This is a genomic window from Thioalkalivibrio paradoxus ARh 1 (genome assembly GCF_000227685.2).
Lineage (GTDB): Bacteria > Pseudomonadota > Gammaproteobacteria > Ectothiorhodospirales > Ectothiorhodospiraceae > Thioalkalivibrio > Thioalkalivibrio paradoxus.
Map to the genome: position 1 here is coordinate 986,363 of NZ_CP007029.1, position 16,066 is coordinate 1,002,428.

A 16,066-nucleotide genomic window follows, 5' to 3' on the forward strand; every position below is an offset into this window, starting at 1 on the left:
GTCGGCCCTTGCCGCCCTACGCTTCTTCCATCATGGGCGGTGTGGCGCTCGCGCTGGGGCAGTGCAGGCTCACGGCGTGTCCTCCGGCCGCATCTGGGTGCATTATGGGTACACTGGTTGAGTGCACGGCTCGTGGCGCGGTTCATGGCATGAACTGGACTCTGGGGATGGTGTGTCGGTGATGCGATTCGGACAGACGGAGGCACGGGCATGGCGGAGTTGACCCCCTGGGACAAGGACGCCGTCGCGCTGGTGGGGCAGGCCGTGCTGGCCCCGTCGAGCCACAACACGCAGCCCTGGGTCTTCCTGCTCGGGGAGCCGCTGGTGGACCTGTTCGCGGATCGCACGCGGGCGCTGCTGGCGAACGATCCCGAAGGACGTGAACTCAGCATCAGCTGTGGCTGTGCGCTGCTGAACCTGCGCGCCGCGGCAGCCGCTCGCGGGTTTCGAACCGAGGGCCTGCTGGTACCGGATGCGAACGATCCGGACTGGCTGGCGCGCGCAGCCGTGACCCGGGGCGAGGTGGCGGAGGACGCCGGGCTGGCGATGCTCGCGGGGACGATCGTCACTCGACATACCTACCGAAGCCGTTTCCAGGCGCGGGAGGTGGCGGCGGAGGTGGTCGGCGAGCTGGTGGCGGCCGCCGAGGCGGAAGGAGCCTGGCTGCGTCCGGTGTCGGGCCGGGAGGCGCGACACCGCGTGGCCGGGCTGGTGGCCGAAGGCGATGCGATTCAGTGGGCCGATCCCGAGTGGCGGCGTGAACTCGCGGCCTGGATGCGCCCCCCGCACGATGGCGACGGGCTGTCGGTGCCGCCGTTGGTGGGGGTCGTCGCTCAGGCCGTGGTGCGCACCTTCGATATCGGCGGCGGCGTCGGCGCGAAGGATCGCGACATCGCCGAGGCCTCGCCTCTGCTTGCGGTTCTGGGCACCGAAGGCGACCGTACTCGGGACTGGCTGGTCGCCGGGCAGGCGCTGCAGCGGGTACTGCTGACTGCTCGTGCGCGCGATCTGCAGGCGTCCTACCTGAACCAGCCGATCCAGGTGGGCGCGCTGCGCCCGAAGCTGCTCGACGCGGTGGGGGCAAGCGGTTCCCCGCAGATCCTGCTGCGCCTCGGGTACCCGGCGGAGCCGGCCGTGCCAGCACCGCGGCGCCCGGTGGAAGACGTGATCCAGTGGGCCTGAGCCGGCTCGGCGCACGCACGCGGCGGAATCGCACTGTTGGGGCGGGTGGGACGGCCGCGGCCCGAGCATCCCCGGCCGGTTAGTTCCGCGGGTCTGGTGGCAGCATCACGCGTGCCTCGGTGCCTCCGCCCTCGCGCGGACGCAGCGAGACATCCCAGCCGTTGGCCTTGGCCAGCTGGCGCGTGATCGCGAGTCCAAGGCCGCTGCCCCCGGTCTGGGCGCTGCGTGACGCATCCAGCCGATGGAAGGGGCGGAACACGGCTTCGAGCTGGTCGTCGGGGATTCCGGGCCCCCGGTCGAGGATCCGGATGATGACCGTGGGAGCGCATTCGAGCGCTACCTCCACCGGCTGTCCGTCGCCATAGCGGACGGCGTTCTCCACCAGGTTGGCGAGGATACGCTGCAAGGCCACCGGGTTCAGGTGCCGGCTGCAGGACTCGGGTGTGCTGCTCCAGCGGATGTCGCCTTCGCTGCGGCAGGCATCGGCGATGATCTGCTCCAGCAGCGCGGCGAGATCGACAGTCTGTTCCTCCCGCGTTTCCAGATCCCGGCTCAGTGCCAGCGTTTGCCGGATGATCCGATCCATCGCGTCGAGGTCGTCGCAGACGCCATCGATCAGCTTCGGATCGTGTGCCTCTTTCAGTATCTCCAGCGACAGCCGCATGCGCGTGAGCGGGGTGCGCAGATCGTGGGAAATCCCGGCCAGCAGGGTGGTCCGGTTCGCGAGCAGTTCGCGCACCTCGTGCGCCATGGTATTGAAGTTCCGGGCCAGCATCCGGACCTCGCGCGGCCCGTTCTCAGGCAGGGGTTCGGGCAGCTGCCCCTGGCTGACATCGGCGACCGCGGCTGACAGGCGGCGTATGCGCCGGGTGGTGCCGCCGGCCATGAAGATGGAGGTGATCAGCACCAGCAGGACGGTGATCACCGCGACCGTCAGCAGTCCTTCCAGGCGCCGGGTCACGATGCGATCGTGGGCCAGCCCGATGCGCAGGTTCTGGCCGCCGATGGACAGGTCGGCCCAGTACCACCGTTCGCCATTGCGCAGTTGTGGACGCAGCGGCACGTCGAAGCCGACCCGGCGCGACAGGGATTCCTGCACGAATGCGAGGTAGGGTGCGGGCAGCTTGTCGGCCGGCGGCAGGGTTTCCCTGAGTTCCGTGATGCGCAGGCCGTGGTTGCGGAGCAGCCGGTCGTTGAATTCACGTCGGGCAGGAGGAGGGATCTCTGCCCAGCTGCGTGCCGAGAGCAGCATGAGTGCCGCCAGATCGTCGCCGGCGCTGCGCGCAAGGGGCAGGATCGTGAAGTGGGCCACGGTGCCCAGGATCAGGATCGCGAAGCTGAGGAACGCGATCAGCAGGATGCCGGTGGTGCGCACGAAGATCGAGCTGGGCAACAGGGCCCGAAGCCACTTCATGTGGGAATCTCGTTTCCATCCGGGGCGAACAGGTAGCCGCGCCCCCAGACGGTGCGGATGTACCGTGGGTGGCTGGCGTCGTCCTCGATCTTGCGTCGCAGCCGGGCGACTCGCACGTCGATGCTGCGGTCGAACGGCTGGTGTTCGTAGCCCTTGATCAGGTCCAGCAGGGTGTTGCGGTCCAGCACGCGCTGGGGGTGTTCGGTCAGTACCCGCAGCAGGGTGAACTCGCCCGTGGTCAGGGGTACCTCTTCGCCGTTGCGCAGCAGGCGCTGTGAGGCGACATGCATCTCGAAGGGTCCGAAGCGGTATACGCCTTCGGGATCTGCGCTGGCCTCGTCCTCGGTGCCCGCCGAATGCCGGCGCAGCACCGCGCGTACCCGCGCCAGCAGTTCCCGCGGGTTGAACGGCTTGGCGATGTAGTCGTCGGCCCCGACTTCGAGGCCGACGATGCGGTCGACATCCTCACCGCGCGCGGAAACCATGATGACGGGCAGCGTCTGGCGGCTCACCGTCCGGCGCAGCAGCGACAGGCCATCCTCGCCCGGCAGCATCACGTCGAGGATCAGCAGGTCGAACGCCGCGTCTGCCAGCGCACGATCCATCTCCACGCCGTCGCGCACGGCCACCACTTCGTAGCCCTGCTCCTCCAGGTAGCGCCGGAGCAGGTCGCGCAGACCCGGGTCGTCGTCGACTACGAGGATGCGGGCGGGGCTTGTCGTATCCATTGGCCTATTGTGCGCATGTGGCGACCGTGGTGTAGCTATTGAAACACACTGTTACAAATTCAGCACAACGCGACATTCTCATGCAATGCTTCGCCCGTATTGTGGAGCCTGTGCAGGATGCCTTCGGCCCGCACCGGGCGGCCCGCCACGTTGGCACCGCCGGAGATCGCCGAAGACGCCGTCTGCATCGATAGCGAATCGGAACCGTTACAGGAGAAGTCATCATGTATCTCGACAATTTTACCCTTATTGGCGTTGTTGCGGCGGTTGCCATCGCTGCACTGGTCGTGCACCTGGTGGCGAGCGATTCGAACGACACCCAGGAGCGCGATGGGAGCCGCGCCGACGCGCACGACGACAATCTGCCCGTTTGCCCCTGACGGGCGACGGGCACCCGCGTGCCGACCGGAGTGCCGCCGCTGCCTGCGGCGCCGCAGGCTCGGGCGGCATATCCACACGGATCCGGTGGTGCGGCATGGGCGCGTGCGAGTGCCGCGCCATCGGCCTTCGACAGCTGCAGGAACGCACGGGTGACGCGCCAGGCCGGCTGGGTGCCGGAACGCGCAGGCATGCCGTCAATATACCCAGTAGCACGGCGGATGTGGCCTGCCAGTACCGCCCGAATCAGTCCTCGGTGTCGGCCCTGCCACGGGCAGCAGCGAGCGCCCTCTCCGCGCGTTCGGCGCGTTGTTCGGCGAGGACCCGGTCGGTGATGTCCTTCTGGATCCCGATGTAGTAGGTGAGTTGGTCGTCGTCGTTATACACGGGCGTGATCGACAGTTCGTTCCAGAACATCGAGCCGTCCTTGCGGTAGTTGCGCAGCACCACTCGGCAGGGCGTTCCAGCGTCTAGGGCCGCGCGGATCTCGCGCACGCCGTCCTGGTCGGTGTCCGTGCCCTGAAGAAACCGGCAGTCGCGATACAGGATCTCGTCGCGGCCGTAGCCGGTGAGTTCCTCGAACGCGCGGTTCACGTAGATCAGGATGTTGTCGTGGCCTTCCTGCTCGGCGATCACGATCCCGTCGTTGGAGGCGTCGACGGCCAGCGCAAGCAATTCAGCGTCGATCGTTCGGGTCATGCTGCGTGGCGCTCCGGGGCTGCCGACCGGGGTCGGCCGGTTGTGTCCGGGGGCGGGCGCGGGTCACCGGCGGAATCCTGAACGGGCAGGCGCACGACGCCGGTGCAACGCGTCAGGACCGCGGTCGCCGCGGTCCCGGGAAGCCCTTGCCGTGATCGTGCGGGCTGCGCATCACATGCGCTGGATGATGGTGAAGGCGCCCCTGACGTCACCCTCTGAGTACCCGGTGGCCTGGTCTTCGGGGTAGAGCCGTTCCAGCGCATGCTGGATGTCGCCCCCCACCTCGCCGTGGCAGGTGAGGCAGAGACCGGCGGTCGGAATCGCGCGCATGAACCGGAAGGTCTTTTCGTCCCCGTCCTCGACAATCTCGTGGTGATGAAGCTCGGCCGCGGGAGTGCCTTCGGCGCGGCGGCTGTCAAAGTCTTCCAGGATCGCGCGTTCCCACTCGTCGGGTGCATTGTCGGGGTTGCGCAGCTTCAGGCTGGTGCGCCCCACTTCCCAGCCGGTTTCCGCGGAAATCTCGGCTGCAATTTCGGGTGCCCGCTCGCGGCACACATCGATCGCGCCCACCGGGCCGCCGGCCTCCATGCCCGCCATCATCTCGCCCTGCAGGGCGGCCGCAAAGCTCTGGATCGCGGACTGACTTGCCTGGATACGGTCGTCGATGTCCTGGCCGGCGTGTGCGGAGGTGGCTACGAAGAGCGCCAGCGTCAGGGGTGCGAGGGTCCATCTGCTGCGGTCGGTGTTCATCGGGGTCACCCTTGGTTGTCTGAATGCGGTCATCTGTACTGTATCCGTTTCTGCGGATGCGGTATCGAAAATCCTTGCGGCGGCGAGTGACTCCTTTCCCACCCGGACGGTCGTTCGAGCCGTCGGCGATGTCCCAGGGTCTTGCCGCCGCGGGCATGGCTACACTAAGGGGATGGGGAACGCGGTGCAATGGTTGCCAAGCGCGCGGGACCTTGGTTCGGGGCCGACGATGCGCGCGATCATGGCTTGAGCGGGCGCCGGAGGAGCACATAGGCTGCACCGGTGCCGCCGTCTGCGGGCGGGGCCGAACAGAACGCCAGCACGTCGTCGCGCTGGCGCAGCCAGTGATCGAGCAGCCCTTTCAGGACCGGGCCCTGCTGCCGCGATCTCAGGCCCTTCCCGTGCACGATCCGGACACAGAGACGATGGTGGGCTCGGGCCTCGTTGAGGAATGCCGCGACCGTGCGCCGCGCTTCACCGGCGAACAGGCCGTGCAGATCGAGCTCGTCCTGGATGCGGTAATGTCCGCGCCGCAGGTTGCGGAATACCCGGCGGCTGACACCGGGGCGTACGAATCGCAATTCGTCGCCGGGCTGGAGGTCGGTGGCGTTGACCGGATCGCTCAGCAGGTCGTGCATCACCGCCTGCTCATCCTCCCGGCGCTTGTGCGCGACGCTGCGCGGCGAAGGCGGGCGAATCTCCGCGCGATCATGGTCGAGGCGCCGCACGTCTCCGATCGCGCGTAGAAAGTGCCCGATGTCGTTGGGATCTTCTTCCGAGGTCATCGTTTGTTCCTGGCCTGCAACCGCCGAAAATCCAGGGTCGCGTGCATGGGCCGGCGTCCGCCGGACGATTGCCGCTGAAGGCCTGCGCAGCATCGGTGCGCGCGGCCCGGCGCGTCGGCCGATGCCGGCGGGCGGTGGCGCATCGGGTACGGGTGGGGCGCAGGCGCGGCCGTTTCCAGTATATTAGGTGGCCCGCTCCCGCATTTGTTCGCCCATGCGCATCCTGGTCAGTAATGACGATGGCATTTATGCACCCGGCATCCAGTGCCTGGCCCGGTACCTGCGCCAGGTTGCGGAGGTGCGCGTGGTCGCACCCGACCGGGACCGCAGCGGTGCCAGCAACAGTCTGACGCTGGTTCATCCGCTGCGCATCCAGGAGTTCGAAAATGGCGACATCGCGGTGGATGGCACGCCCACCGATTGCGTGCATCTCGCGATCACCGGGCTGCTCGATCAGGAGCCGGATCTGGTGATCTCGGGAATCAACGCCGGCGCGAACATGGGTGACGACGTGCTCTATTCGGGGACCGTGGCCGCGGCCATGGAAGGGCGGTTTCTCGGGTTGCCGGCCATCGCGGTATCGCTGGTCGGCCCCGAGTTGCGGCATTACGAGGCGGCGGCCCGGGTCGTGCTGGATCTGCTCGACCGTCTGCGTCTGGTGCCGCTGCCGGCGGCCACGATCCTGAACGTGAACGTGCCCGACCTGCCTCACGAGGAGATCCGGGGCGTGCAGGCGACCCGGCTCGGACATCGACACAAGTCGGAGCCCGTGGTACCGGCCCAGGATCCGCGCGGGCGACCGATCTACTGGGTCGGTCCCGCTGGCCCGGAGCAGGATGCAGGCCCCGGAACCGATTTCTTTGCGGTGCGCGACGGATTCGTGTCGGTCACTCCGATCCAGGTGGATCTGACGCAGTTCGAGGCGATCGATACCGTGGGACGCTGGCTGGAGGGAGACGCGAGTGGATCTTGATGTCGCCGGTGCGGGTCTGACCTCGCAGCGTGCGCGCGACCGCCTGATCGCGCAGCTCGCGCAACTGGGGATCCGCAATCCGGCGGTGCTCGAGGCGGTGCGCGCCGTGCCGCGGCACCTGTTCGTCGAGGAGGCGCTGGTGCATCGAGCCTACGAGAACATCGCGCTGCCGATCGGGTACCGGCAGACCGTCTCCCAACCCTACATTGTCGCCCGGATGACCGAGGCCCTGCTCGAGCACGGGCCACTGCGCACCGTGCTCGAGGTGGGAACCGGCTCGGGCTATCAGGCCGCGGTGCTGGCGCAATTGTGCGACCGCGTCTATTCGGTCGAACGCATTTTGGCCCTGAGCCGTAGCGCGCGGGAGCTGCTCAGTCGCCTGAAGATCAACAACGTCAGCCTGCGTCACGGCGACGGTGGCGAAGGCTGGCCGGCCCGGGGGCCGTTCGACGGCATCCTGCTGACCGCTGCACCACGCGACATCCCTCACCAGCTGCTGACCCAATTGGCCCCCGGGGGGCGACTGGTCGCTCCGGTCGAAGGGCCGGACGGGCGCCAGCAACTGGTCCGCTACACGCATACCGAGGAGGCCTACGTGCGCGACCTGCTCGACACGGTCTGTTTCGTGCCGATGCTGTCGGGGGCCGAGTCATGAAGATCTTCGAGCCGCTCTATGACCGGGTGATGGGCTGGTCGCGCCACCGCCATGCGCCGCGTTATCTCGCGGCACTGTCGTTTGCCGAGTCTTCGTTCTTTCCCGTTCCGCCCGACGTGATGCTGGCGCCGATGGCCGCCGCGCGTCCGCGCGAGGGTCTGCGTCTCGCAGCCCTGACGACGCTCTTTTCGGTGCTCGGGGGCGTGCTGGGCTACCTGATCGGCGCGCTGGCCTACGAGCTGGTTTCGCCCTGGATCGTCGAGGCCGGCTACGGCGAACGCATGGAGCTGGCCAAGGAATGGTTCGCGGTCTGGGGCGTCTGGATCGTGCTGATCGCGGGGTTTTCTCCCATTCCGTACAAATTGTTCACCATCACCGCTGGCGCGCTGGCCATGCCGCTGCTGCCTTTCATCCTGGCGTCGGTGATCGGCCGGGGTTCCCGGTTCTTCGCGGTAAGCCTGCTGATGGCCTGGCTCGGACCGCATGCCGATCGCCACCTGCGGCCGTATATGGAACGCCTGGGCTGGTTGTCGGTCTTCGTACTTGTGTCGATCATGGCCTATCTGACCTTCATCGACTGATGCGCAGCGGCTCTGTCACCCGGGGGATCGCGATCGGCGTTTTCGCCGTGTGGCTGGCCGGCTGCGCGGCGCGGGCCCCCGAACCGCGGGCGCCTGCGGCCGATAGTCACGTGGTCCAGCGGGGCGAAACACTGTATCGGATTTCCACCCGGAACGGCCTCGACTGGCGGGACGTGGCTCGGCGCAACGGAATCGGGCCGCCGTACCTGATCTACCCGGGGCAGCGACTGCGGCTGGCCGGTGCTGCTCCGCTGGCGAGCCGACCGGCGCCGGCACGCGAGGCTACTCCGGCCCCGCGCGTCGCACAGACCCCCGAGGCCTCGCGCCCGCCGCCAGCACGGGCCTCCGAGCCATCCGCTCCGACCACATCCCGCGATGCCGGTCCGCCGGCCGGGCCTGCGCAGCGGCAAGCGGCCGCGCCGGCTGCACCGGAACCCCCGCCCCGTCCAGCCGCGTCGCCGGCAGCTACCCCGCAGTGGCAGTGGCCGGCCGATGGTCCGGTGCTGCGCGCGTTCTCCAACAGTTCCGCGAGCCGCCGGGGAATCGCCATCGGTGGAGAACGTGGCGACGAGATCCGGGCCGCCAATGATGGGGAGGTGGTATACGCAGGCAGTGGACTGGTCGGATACGGCCGGCTTATCATCGTCAAGCACGACGCCCGCTTCATCAGTGCCTACGGGCACAACGAGGAATTGCTGGTGCGCGAGGGCGACCGGGTGCAACGCGGTGACAGGATTGCACGCCTCGGCGACTCCGGGGCGGAACGTCCCATGCTGCATTTCGAAATCCGGGTCGACGGCACCCCGGTCGACCCGATACGGCTCCTGCCGCGGCGGTAGAAGTTGGCATCCAGCTGGAGAATTTCTGAACCATGCCCCCACAAAACCGCTTCCTGAAGCAAGCCTCCATCGATCTGACGGACCCGGAACTGGACGCCCTGCAGGAGACGGAAGAGGCATCCTCCGAGGTCGAAGCTGCCGAGGAGGTGGAGGAAATCGAACTCGATCCCGTGGTCGCAGGGGCCGTAACCCGGCGGCAGCACGACGCGGGCCCTGCCGAGCTGGACGCAATTCAGCTCTACTTGCGCGATATCGAGTTCCGCCCCCTGCTCACGCCCGAGGAAGAGGTCTACTACGCCCGACTTGCGCGCGCCGGAGATCCCACCGGGCGCCAGCGGATGATCGAATGTAACCTGCGCCTGGTCGTGAAGATCGCGCGCCGCTATATGAATCGCGGCCTCGCGCTGCTCGACCTGATCGAGGAGGGGAATCTCGGCCTGATGCACGCGGTGGAAAAGTTCGACCCCGAGCGTGGATTCCGTTTCTCGACCTATGCGACCTGGTGGATCCGCCAGACCATCGAGCGGGCGCTGATGAACCAGGGCCGCACCATCCGGATTCCGGTGCATGTCAGCAAGGAACTCCGGGCGCAGAACAAGGTGGCCCGGGGGTTGATGCAGGAACTCGGGCGTGAGCCCACCGAGGATGAGCTGGCCACTCGGCTGGGCAAGCCGGTGGCGGAGATTCAGCGCCTGAGAGCCATGTCCGAGCCGTCCACCTCGATCGATATCGCGGTCGGGCCCGACGGTGACCGCTCGTTGACCGAGATCCTGCCCGACGAGAATTCCGCCGGACCGTCGGCACTGCTCGAGGATGAGGATATCCGCAACCTGGTCGCGGCCTGGCTGGAGGAGCTCGACCAGAAGCAGCGCGAGGTGCTGGTGCGGCGTTTCGGGCTGCACGGGTTCGAGCGTTGCACGCTGGAGCAGGTCGGGGCCGAAATCGGCGTGACCCGCGAGCGCGTGCGTCAGATCCAGATGGAGGCGCTGAAGCGCCTGCGGCGTCTGCTGAAGACGCGGGGATTGTCAGAGGACGAACTGCTACCGCGCCCCTGATTCGACGATCAAGGCCGCCGCGACCGTCCGGCCTTCAGCCATGACCAGGTTATAGGTGCGGCATGCGGCGGCCGTGTCCATGAACTCCAGCCCCCATCCCAGCGCATGCAGCTGTGCCCACAGCGCGCGTTCCGGGAATGCCTGACCGCTCCCGGTGCCGATCAGCAGGATCTCGGGCGGATCCGTGTGCAGCCATTCGAGCGATTGTGGCGTCAAGGTTTCGATCCCGGTCACCGGCCATTCGGCCAGCAGGCGGTCCGGGCGCAGGATCAGGCTTGAGGTGTGGCGTACCCCGTTCACCGCGACGTGATCCGGCGCATAGCCGGTGATCAGGTTGCGGTCGTCTCCGGTAATCTGGGTGAACTGCATCGTCTGAAGGTAAAGCCATCGCTTGCGGGCGACAAGGGGATGCCACCCGCGCCATGGTTTTCGCCGAGGCGCGGTGGTCGATGTTCCCTATACGCTGTTTGACAGCGGCAGGTGCCGGTTATACTTTGTTCCGTTTCGGTGGGGAGGGGTTCGCTGTGCCCGACCTGCCGCAACTACCGAACCAGGAATTCCCCGTGACCGACGTGTTTCCCCGCATCGAGCGCCTGCCGCCCTATGTCTTCAACATCGTGAACCAGTTGAAGGCCGAGGCACGAGCCCGGGGCGAGGACATCATCGATTTCGGAATGGGCAACCCCGATCAGCCGACGCCGCAACATATCGTCGACAAGCTCGTCGAGGTCGCGCAGCGTGGCGACACCCACCGGTATTCGGTGTCGAAGGGCATCCCGCGTCTGCGCCGTGCGATCACGCGCTGGTACAAGGCTCACTACGACGTCGACCTGGACCCCGAGACCGAGGCGATCGTGACCATCGGTTCCAAGGAGGGGCTCGCGCATCTGGCACTGGCGACGCTGGGACCGGGCGACGCGGTGCTGGTGCCGAATCCCGCCTATCCGATTCATCCCTACGGCTGTGTGATCGCCGGGGCCGACGTGCGCCACGTTCCGCTGACGCCGAATGTGGATTTCTTCGCCGAATTGCACCGTGCGATCCAGGACTCGTGGCCGCGGCCGAAGATGCTGATCCTGAACTTTCCAGCCAACCCGACCACCCAGTGCGTGGATCTGGATTTCTTCGAGCGCGTGGTCAAGATCTGCCGGGAACAGCATATCTGGCTGGTGCACGACCTCGCCTATGCCGAGATCGTGTTCGATGGCTACAAGGCGCCGTCGGTTCTGCAGGTTCCGGGGGCGAAGGAGATCGCGGTCGAGTTCTACACGCTTTCGAAGACCTACAACATGCCGGGCTGGCGCATCGGCTTCATGTGCGGCAACCCGACGCTGGTCGCGGCGCTGGCGCGGATGAAGTCCTACCTCGACTACGGCACCTTCACGCCGATCCAGGTCGCGGCCATTGCCGCGCTGGAGGGTCCGCAGGATTGCGTGCAGGAGATCTGCGAGACCTACCGTGCCCGTCGCGATGTCCTCTGCGACGGGCTGAACGCCATCGGCTGGCAGGTCGAGAAGCCGAAGGCGACGATGTTCGTCTGGGCGCCGATTCCCCCTGGCTATCGCGAGATGGGGTCGCTCGAGTTTTCCAAGAAGCTGCTGCGGGATGCGAAGGTCGCGGTTTCCCCGGGAATCGGGTTCGGTAACTATGGCGACTCGCATGTGCGTTTCAGCCTGATCGAGAACGAACAGCGTACGCGTCAGGCGCTGCGCGGCATCAAGGCCATGTTCCGGGCCGACTCGATCCTCGCCAGTGCGCGCGCGGACGAGCCCGCATCCGGTCGGGCGGCCACCTGATCTCGGGTCCGGTCCTGGCCGGCCCAATCGAGGGTACGATCATGGCATTCCAGGCGACCCATAACCGATGGGATCCGGTCAGGTGTCGCTCTCGTCGGTGTCCCGGCCACGTTCGCGTCCAGGGTGCCCGGTGGCCATCTGCGGCCGTGAGCGAAGCTTGCGACGGAAGCGGCCGAAAGCCGTGATTTGCCGGCCCCGCGCCGGGGGGAAGTGAGCGGCGGATTTTTTTACGTTGAGGAAGGCAGTCTATGAAGCCCGTCAAGATCGGATTGCTCGGCCTGGGTACGGTTGGCTGCGGCACGGTGGATGTGCTCGACCGCAACGCCGGCGAGATCGCGCGCCGGGCGGGGCGCGGTATCGCCGTGGTGGCGGCCGCAGTGCGCGATCTCGCGCGTCCGCGCGGCTGCGCGCTGGAGGGCGTGCGCCTGACGGCCGACCCGGTGGCCGTGGTCGACGATCCCGAGGTCGAGGTGGTGGTCGAACTGATGGGCGGCACCGAGCCGGCCCGAGAGCTCGTGCTGCGTGCGATCGCCGCGGGCAAGCACGTCGTCACCGCCAACAAGGCGCTGATCGCACTGCATGGCAACGAGATCTTCGCGCGCGCCCACGAGCGGGGCGTGATGGTAGCCTTCGAGGCCGCGGTCGCCGGAGGTATCCCGATCATCAAGGCGCTGCGCGAGGGGCTGGCCGGGAATCGCATCGAGTGGGTCGCCGGCATCATCAACGGCACCGGCAATTTCATCCTCACGGAGATGCGCGACCACGGGCGCGACTTCGCCGACGTGCTGGCCGAGGCGCAACGGCTGGGCTACGCAGAGGCCGATCCCACGTTCGACGTCGAGGGGATCGACGCGGCCCACAAGCTTTGCATCCTGGCGGCGATCGCGTTCGGGATCCCGCTGCAGTTCGACCGCGTCCATGTCGAGGGCATCAGCGGGATCACCCGCGAGGACGTGACCTTTGCCGGTGAGCTGGGTTACCGGATCAAGCATCTCGGGATCGCCCGGCGTGCCGAGGGCGGGTTCGAGCTGCGTGTGCATCCGACCCTGATCCCGGAACGGCGCCTGATCGCGAATGTCGATGGCGTGATGAACGCGGTGCTGGTGAAGGGCGACGCGGTCGGCCCGACGCTGTACTACGGCGCCGGTGCCGGTGCCGACGCGACCGCGTCCGCAGTGGTGGCCGATCTGGTCGACGTGGTGCGCGCGCTGACTGCCGACCCCGAGAATCGCGTGCCGCATCTTGCGTTCCAGCCGGACGCGCTTTCCGATCAGCCGATCCTGCCGATGGCCGAGGTGCGCACTTCGTTCTACCTGCGACTGCGCGCTTGCGATCGACCGGGCGTGCTCGCCGATATCGCGCGCGTGCTCGGGCAGCACTCGATCAGTATCGAGGCGCTGCTGCAGCGCGAGCCGGATCCCGATCGGGGCGAGGCCACGATCATCATCCTGACCCATCAGGTCCGCGAGGGCGACATGCATTCGGCAATCGCCGAGCTCGAGGCGCTGGAGCATCTGACCTCGCCGGTTACCCGCATCCGCATGGAGCCTCTCGGCCGCTGATCCCGCCCACCATCTGAGGACTTGTTTCGCCATGGCTTTCGGACACCGCTATACCGGCCTGATCGAGCGTTACCGCGACCGCCTGCCGGTGCACGACGACACCCGGATCATCTCGCTGGGCGAGGGCAATACGCCGCTGATCCGGCTGAACAATGTCCCGCGTCACATCGGCCGGGACGTGGAGCTCTACGTGAAGTTCGAGGGCCTGAACCCGACCGGCTCGTTCAAGGACCGCGGCATGACCATGGCGGTGACCAAGGCGGTGGAGGAGGGCTCGGAAGCGATCATCTGCGCGTCGACCGGCAACACCTCGGCGTCCGCGGCGGCCTACGCGGCACGAGCGGGGATCACCGCGTTCGTGGTGATCCCCGACGGCAAGATCGCGATGGGCAAGCTGGCGCAGGCTATGATGCACGGATCGGTGGTGATCCAGATCGAGGGCAACTTCGACGACGGCATGCGCCTGGTGAAGCAGGTCGCCGAGTCCGCCCCGGTCACGCTGGTGAACTCGGTGAATCCGTTCCGGCTCCAGGGGCAGAAGACCGCGGCCTTCGAGATCGTGGAGGAACTCGGGCGCGCTCCGGACTACCACTGCCTGCCGGTCGGCAATGCGGGCAACATCACCGCGCACTGGATCGGCTATTGCGAGCTCTCGGCCAGCTCGGGCGAACACGTGACCGAGGCCTGCACCTTCTGCAAGGGCCACTGCCGCTTTGCCGGCGGTGGGGTGGCCGGGCAGCGGCCGAAGATGGTCGGCTACCAGGCCAGCGGCAGCGCGCCTTTTCTGCGCGGGGCGATGGTCGATCATCCGGAAACGGTCGCCACCGCGATCCGGATCGGGCATCCGCAGTCCTGGGACGTCGCGTGGAAAGTGCAGAAGGAATCGGGCGGCTGGTTCGACGAGTGTACCGACGACGAGATCCTGGCAGCGCAGAAGCTGCTGGCGGAGAAGGAGGGCGTGTTCTGCGAGCCGGCTTCCGCCGCATCGGTGGCCGGTGCGTTGCGCGACATCCAGGCGGGGCGCATCCCCGAAGGATCCAGTGTGGTCTGTACGCTTACAGGCCACGGTCTGAAGGATCCCGATGCCGCGATTGCCCAGGCCGGTTCCGCGCCGCTGAAGGTCGCGGCGGAACTCGATGCGGTCACCCGGGCGATCCTGGACAACCTCGGTTGAGCCGCGAGCCCGTGATGCGCGCGCTGGCGGGAGATCGCATGTACAACCGCCGGCGTCCCGCACAGGCTTCGTCATCCGCGGCTGTCTTCCGGAATCAGCCTCAGGCGGTGCAGCTTGCGCCAGAGCGTGGTGCGGTCGATACCCAGGCTGCGTGCGGCCAGCGTCCGGTTGCCGTCGTGTGCGGTCAGGGCCGCCTCCAGCATCTCGCGCTCTTTCCGCTCCTTTGCCGAGAACGACAGACCCTCCGTTGCCGCACCTGCGTCGGGGGTTGCGGCCGGAGCGTCGGTCGATGGCAGCACCCCTGCCAGGGCGTGGCTGGCGATATGTCCGCTGGCATCCGCCTGCAGGCGCAGCCATTCCAGCACGTGTCCGAGTTCCCGGAAGTTGCCGGGCCAGCGGTGCTGTACGAGGCGTTCGCGAACGGCCGAATCTGGTTTGATCCCGTGATGGGATGACCAGCGGTCCAGACAGCTGGCGAGGTCGGCCAGGCGTTCGCGTAGCGGCGGCAGGCGGATGGTGATGCCGGCCAGCCGGTGGTAGAGGTCGGTTCGAAATGCGGGGCCGGACCGGGATCCTGCAGACAGGTCGGCGCTGGTGGTCGCAATCAGGTGGAAGTCAGCCCGCCGGATCCGGTTTTCGCCGGCGCGTTCGAACCGGCCGCTATCCAGTACCCGCAACAGCGCCGCCTGCAGGCGCGGCGACATGGCGGCCACTTCGTCCAGCAGCAAGGTGCCGCCGTGCGCGTATTCCAGGCGGCCGATGCGCTCCGCGTCGGCACCCGGAAACGCGCCCTGAACGTGGCCGAACAATTCGGACACGAGGCCGGCGTCGGCAATCGTCGCGCCATGAAGTTCTTCCAGCCGGGCATGGCGGCGTGGACCGATCCGGTGCAGTTCGCGCGCCAGCGCGGTCTTGCCGGTGCCGCTTTCGCCAAGGATCAGCAAGGGGCTGCCGGCGCCTGCGGCACGACGGGCGAGGTCCAAGGCAGTGCGGGTATCCGGGTCGCTCGATTCGAGCACTGAATCGGGCGCGTAGCCCCCTGGAGGGGCCTCTGGGTCGCCCGCGGAGACGACCTGTAGCCGGACCAGCCTTAGCTGGCGTTGCCGCTGAGGATCCGCGAGGTTCGCAGTGACGATGCGCGCGCGCACCGGCCGTTCGCGGACCACGAGGTCAGCATGAAAATCGAGCGCGCGCGAGGAGGGTCTGCCAGCGGCGTCATGCTCGCCGGCGTCGATTGCCGCACGGATCAGCAGTTGCTGAAGGTTGACCGATCCCAGGCGCAGGGTCGAGTCGAACTTGCTGTCCGCCGGCTGTCCAAGGAGTTCGGCCAGCGCCCGGTTATGCGTGACAATGCGGCCGAGTTCGTCTATGACCAGCGAGGCCTCGCGGAACTGTTCGACGAAACCCTGGATCAGTGCGAGGTATGGATCGGTGGACACGGCGCTTGGCTCGTTGCAGGCTGTTGCCAGTTTGCCAGTGCGGCTGCAACATCTGC

The 16,066-nt window shown here is 67.4% G+C and carries 17 protein-coding genes; 10 read left to right on the top strand and 7 right to left on the bottom strand.

The window, feature by feature from the left end; translation table 11 throughout:
• Positions 1-210 precede the first annotated feature (210 nt).
• Positions 211-1,182: an Acg family FMN-binding oxidoreductase gene (locus tag THITH_RS19525; RefSeq protein ID WP_006749022.1), complete on the top strand. Its 972-nt coding sequence runs from the start codon at positions 211-213 to the stop codon at positions 1,180-1,182.
• A gap of 79 nt (positions 1,183-1,261) precedes the next feature.
• Here THITH_RS19525 and THITH_RS04595 read toward each other — a convergent pair whose 3' ends face one another.
• Both THITH_RS04595 and THITH_RS04600 read right to left on the bottom strand, forming a co-directional pair.
• Positions 1,262-2,596: an ATP-binding protein gene (locus tag THITH_RS04595; RefSeq protein WP_006749021.1), complete on the bottom strand. Its 1,335-nt coding sequence runs from the start codon at positions 2,594-2,596 to the stop codon at positions 1,262-1,264.
• Positions 2,593-3,324, bottom strand: coding sequence for a response regulator (locus tag THITH_RS04600; RefSeq protein ID WP_006749020.1), 732 nt, complete (start codon positions 3,322-3,324; stop codon positions 2,593-2,595). The genes THITH_RS04595 and THITH_RS04600 overlap by 4 nt, the downstream gene beginning before the upstream one ends.
• Before the next feature lie 224 nt (positions 3,325-3,548).
• On the opposite strand from THITH_RS04600, the gene THITH_RS18695 reads away from it, so the two are divergent.
• The gene (locus THITH_RS18695) at positions 3,549-3,704 is read left to right on the top strand and encodes a hypothetical protein (protein ID WP_006749019.1); all 156 of its coding nucleotides are present in this window, start codon (positions 3,549-3,551) and stop codon (positions 3,702-3,704) included.
• 244 nt (positions 3,705-3,948) lie between these two features.
• Here the strand turns inward: THITH_RS18695 and THITH_RS04605 are convergent, their stop codons facing one another.
• From THITH_RS04605 to THITH_RS04615, 3 genes are all read right to left on the bottom strand, one after another.
• A complete protein-coding gene (locus tag THITH_RS04605) occupies positions 3,949-4,401 on the bottom strand; it encodes a PAS domain-containing protein (RefSeq protein WP_006749018.1) in 453 nt (150 codons plus the stop codon).
• A gap of 171 nt (positions 4,402-4,572) precedes the next feature.
• A complete protein-coding gene (locus THITH_RS04610) occupies positions 4,573-5,151 on the bottom strand; it encodes a Tll0287-like domain-containing protein (protein WP_006749017.1) in 579 nt (192 codons plus the stop codon).
• 239 nt (positions 5,152-5,390) lie between these two features.
• Complete coding sequence (locus THITH_RS04615; RefSeq protein WP_006749016.1) at positions 5,391-5,936, bottom strand: Smr/MutS family protein; 546 nt, start codon at positions 5,934-5,936, stop codon at positions 5,391-5,393.
• 214 nt (positions 5,937-6,150) lie between these two features.
• Between THITH_RS04615 and surE the strand changes: the two genes are divergently transcribed.
• From surE to rpoS, 5 genes are read left to right on the top strand one after another with little or no spacing between them, the layout of a single operon-like run.
• Positions 6,151-6,909 (top strand): 5'/3'-nucleotidase SurE, encoded by a 759-nt coding sequence (gene surE / locus THITH_RS04620; protein WP_006749015.1) that lies wholly within the window; start codon positions 6,151-6,153, stop codon positions 6,907-6,909.
• Between the two features lie 16 nt (positions 6,910-6,925).
• On the top strand, positions 6,926-7,564 hold the full coding sequence (locus tag THITH_RS04625; RefSeq protein ID WP_084222699.1) for a protein-L-isoaspartate(D-aspartate) O-methyltransferase: 639 nt from the start codon (positions 6,926-6,928) through the stop codon (positions 7,562-7,564).
• Entirely contained in the window at positions 7,561-8,145 is a 585-nt protein-coding gene (locus tag THITH_RS04630; RefSeq protein WP_006749013.1) for a YqaA family protein, read from the top strand. Before THITH_RS04625 ends, THITH_RS04630 begins: the two co-directional genes overlap by 4 nt.
• Entirely contained in the window at positions 8,145-8,984 is an 840-nt protein-coding gene (locus THITH_RS04635; RefSeq protein ID WP_006749012.1) for a peptidoglycan DD-metalloendopeptidase family protein, read from the top strand. The genes THITH_RS04630 and THITH_RS04635 overlap by 1 nt, the downstream gene beginning before the upstream one ends.
• 32 nt (positions 8,985-9,016) lie before the next feature.
• A complete protein-coding gene (rpoS, locus tag THITH_RS04640) occupies positions 9,017-10,039 on the top strand; it encodes an RNA polymerase sigma factor RpoS (RefSeq protein WP_006749011.1) in 1,023 nt (340 codons plus the stop codon).
• Here rpoS and THITH_RS04645 read toward each other — a convergent pair.
• Positions 10,025-10,408 (bottom strand): Mth938-like domain-containing protein, encoded by a 384-nt coding sequence (locus THITH_RS04645; protein ID WP_006749010.1) that lies wholly within the window; start codon positions 10,406-10,408, stop codon positions 10,025-10,027. The genes rpoS and THITH_RS04645 overlap by 15 nt on opposite strands.
• A 194-nt stretch (positions 10,409-10,602) precedes the next feature.
• Here THITH_RS04645 and alaC point away from each other — a divergent pair, with 194 nt between their 5' ends.
• The 3 genes from alaC to thrC all read left to right on the top strand — a co-directional run bounded on the left by alaC (position 10,603) and on the right by thrC (position 14,571).
• Positions 10,603-11,835: an alanine transaminase gene (alaC, locus tag THITH_RS04650; protein ID WP_025367279.1), complete on the top strand. Its 1,233-nt coding sequence runs from the start codon at positions 10,603-10,605 to the stop codon at positions 11,833-11,835.
• 248 nt (positions 11,836-12,083) lie between these two features.
• Positions 12,084-13,397, top strand: coding sequence for a homoserine dehydrogenase (locus tag THITH_RS04655; protein ID WP_006749008.1), 1,314 nt, complete (start codon positions 12,084-12,086; stop codon positions 13,395-13,397).
• 31 nt (positions 13,398-13,428) lie between these two features.
• Positions 13,429-14,571 (top strand): threonine synthase, encoded by a 1,143-nt coding sequence (gene thrC / locus THITH_RS04660; protein WP_006749007.1) that lies wholly within the window; start codon positions 13,429-13,431, stop codon positions 14,569-14,571.
• A gap of 71 nt (positions 14,572-14,642) precedes the next feature.
• On the opposite strand, the gene THITH_RS04665 is transcribed toward thrC, so the two are convergent.
• Complete coding sequence (locus tag THITH_RS04665) at positions 14,643-16,010, bottom strand: sigma 54-interacting transcriptional regulator (protein WP_006749006.1); 1,368 nt, start codon at positions 16,008-16,010, stop codon at positions 14,643-14,645.
• Between the last annotated feature and the right edge of the window lie 56 nt (positions 16,011-16,066).

What these genes read in the sequence shown, in the direction of transcription:
- rpoS (WP_006749011.1), top strand. Translation starts at nt 9,017, where the DNA reads ATGCCCCCACAAAACCGCTTCCTGAAGCAAGCCTCCATCGATCTGACG.
- THITH_RS04645 (WP_006749010.1), bottom strand. Translation starts at nt 10,408, where the DNA reads ATGCAGTTCACCCAGATTACCGGAGACGACCGCAACCTGATCACCGGC.
- THITH_RS04630 (WP_006749013.1), top strand. Translation starts at nt 7,561, where the DNA reads ATGAAGATCTTCGAGCCGCTCTATGACCGGGTGATGGGCTGGTCGCGC.
- THITH_RS19525 (WP_006749022.1), top strand. Translation starts at nt 211, where the DNA reads ATGGCGGAGTTGACCCCCTGGGACAAGGACGCCGTCGCGCTGGTGGGG.
- surE (WP_006749015.1), top strand. Translation starts at nt 6,151, where the DNA reads ATGCGCATCCTGGTCAGTAATGACGATGGCATTTATGCACCCGGCATC.
- THITH_RS04600 (WP_006749020.1), bottom strand. Translation starts at nt 3,324, where the DNA reads ATGGATACGACAAGCCCCGCCCGCATCCTCGTAGTCGACGACGACCCG.
- THITH_RS04595 (WP_006749021.1), bottom strand. Translation starts at nt 2,596, where the DNA reads ATGAAGTGGCTTCGGGCCCTGTTGCCCAGCTCGATCTTCGTGCGCACC.
- thrC (WP_006749007.1), top strand. Translation starts at nt 13,429, where the DNA reads ATGGCTTTCGGACACCGCTATACCGGCCTGATCGAGCGTTACCGCGAC.
- THITH_RS04610 (WP_006749017.1), bottom strand. Translation starts at nt 5,151, where the DNA reads ATGAACACCGACCGCAGCAGATGGACCCTCGCACCCCTGACGCTGGCG.
- THITH_RS04655 (WP_006749008.1), top strand. Translation starts at nt 12,084, where the DNA reads ATGAAGCCCGTCAAGATCGGATTGCTCGGCCTGGGTACGGTTGGCTGC.
- THITH_RS04605 (WP_006749018.1), bottom strand. Translation starts at nt 4,401, where the DNA reads ATGACCCGAACGATCGACGCTGAATTGCTTGCGCTGGCCGTCGACGCC.
- THITH_RS04635 (WP_006749012.1), top strand. Translation starts at nt 8,145, where the DNA reads ATGCGCAGCGGCTCTGTCACCCGGGGGATCGCGATCGGCGTTTTCGCC.
- THITH_RS04615 (WP_006749016.1), bottom strand. Translation starts at nt 5,936, where the DNA reads ATGACCTCGGAAGAAGATCCCAACGACATCGGGCACTTTCTACGCGCG.
- THITH_RS18695 (WP_006749019.1), top strand. Translation starts at nt 3,549, where the DNA reads ATGTATCTCGACAATTTTACCCTTATTGGCGTTGTTGCGGCGGTTGCC.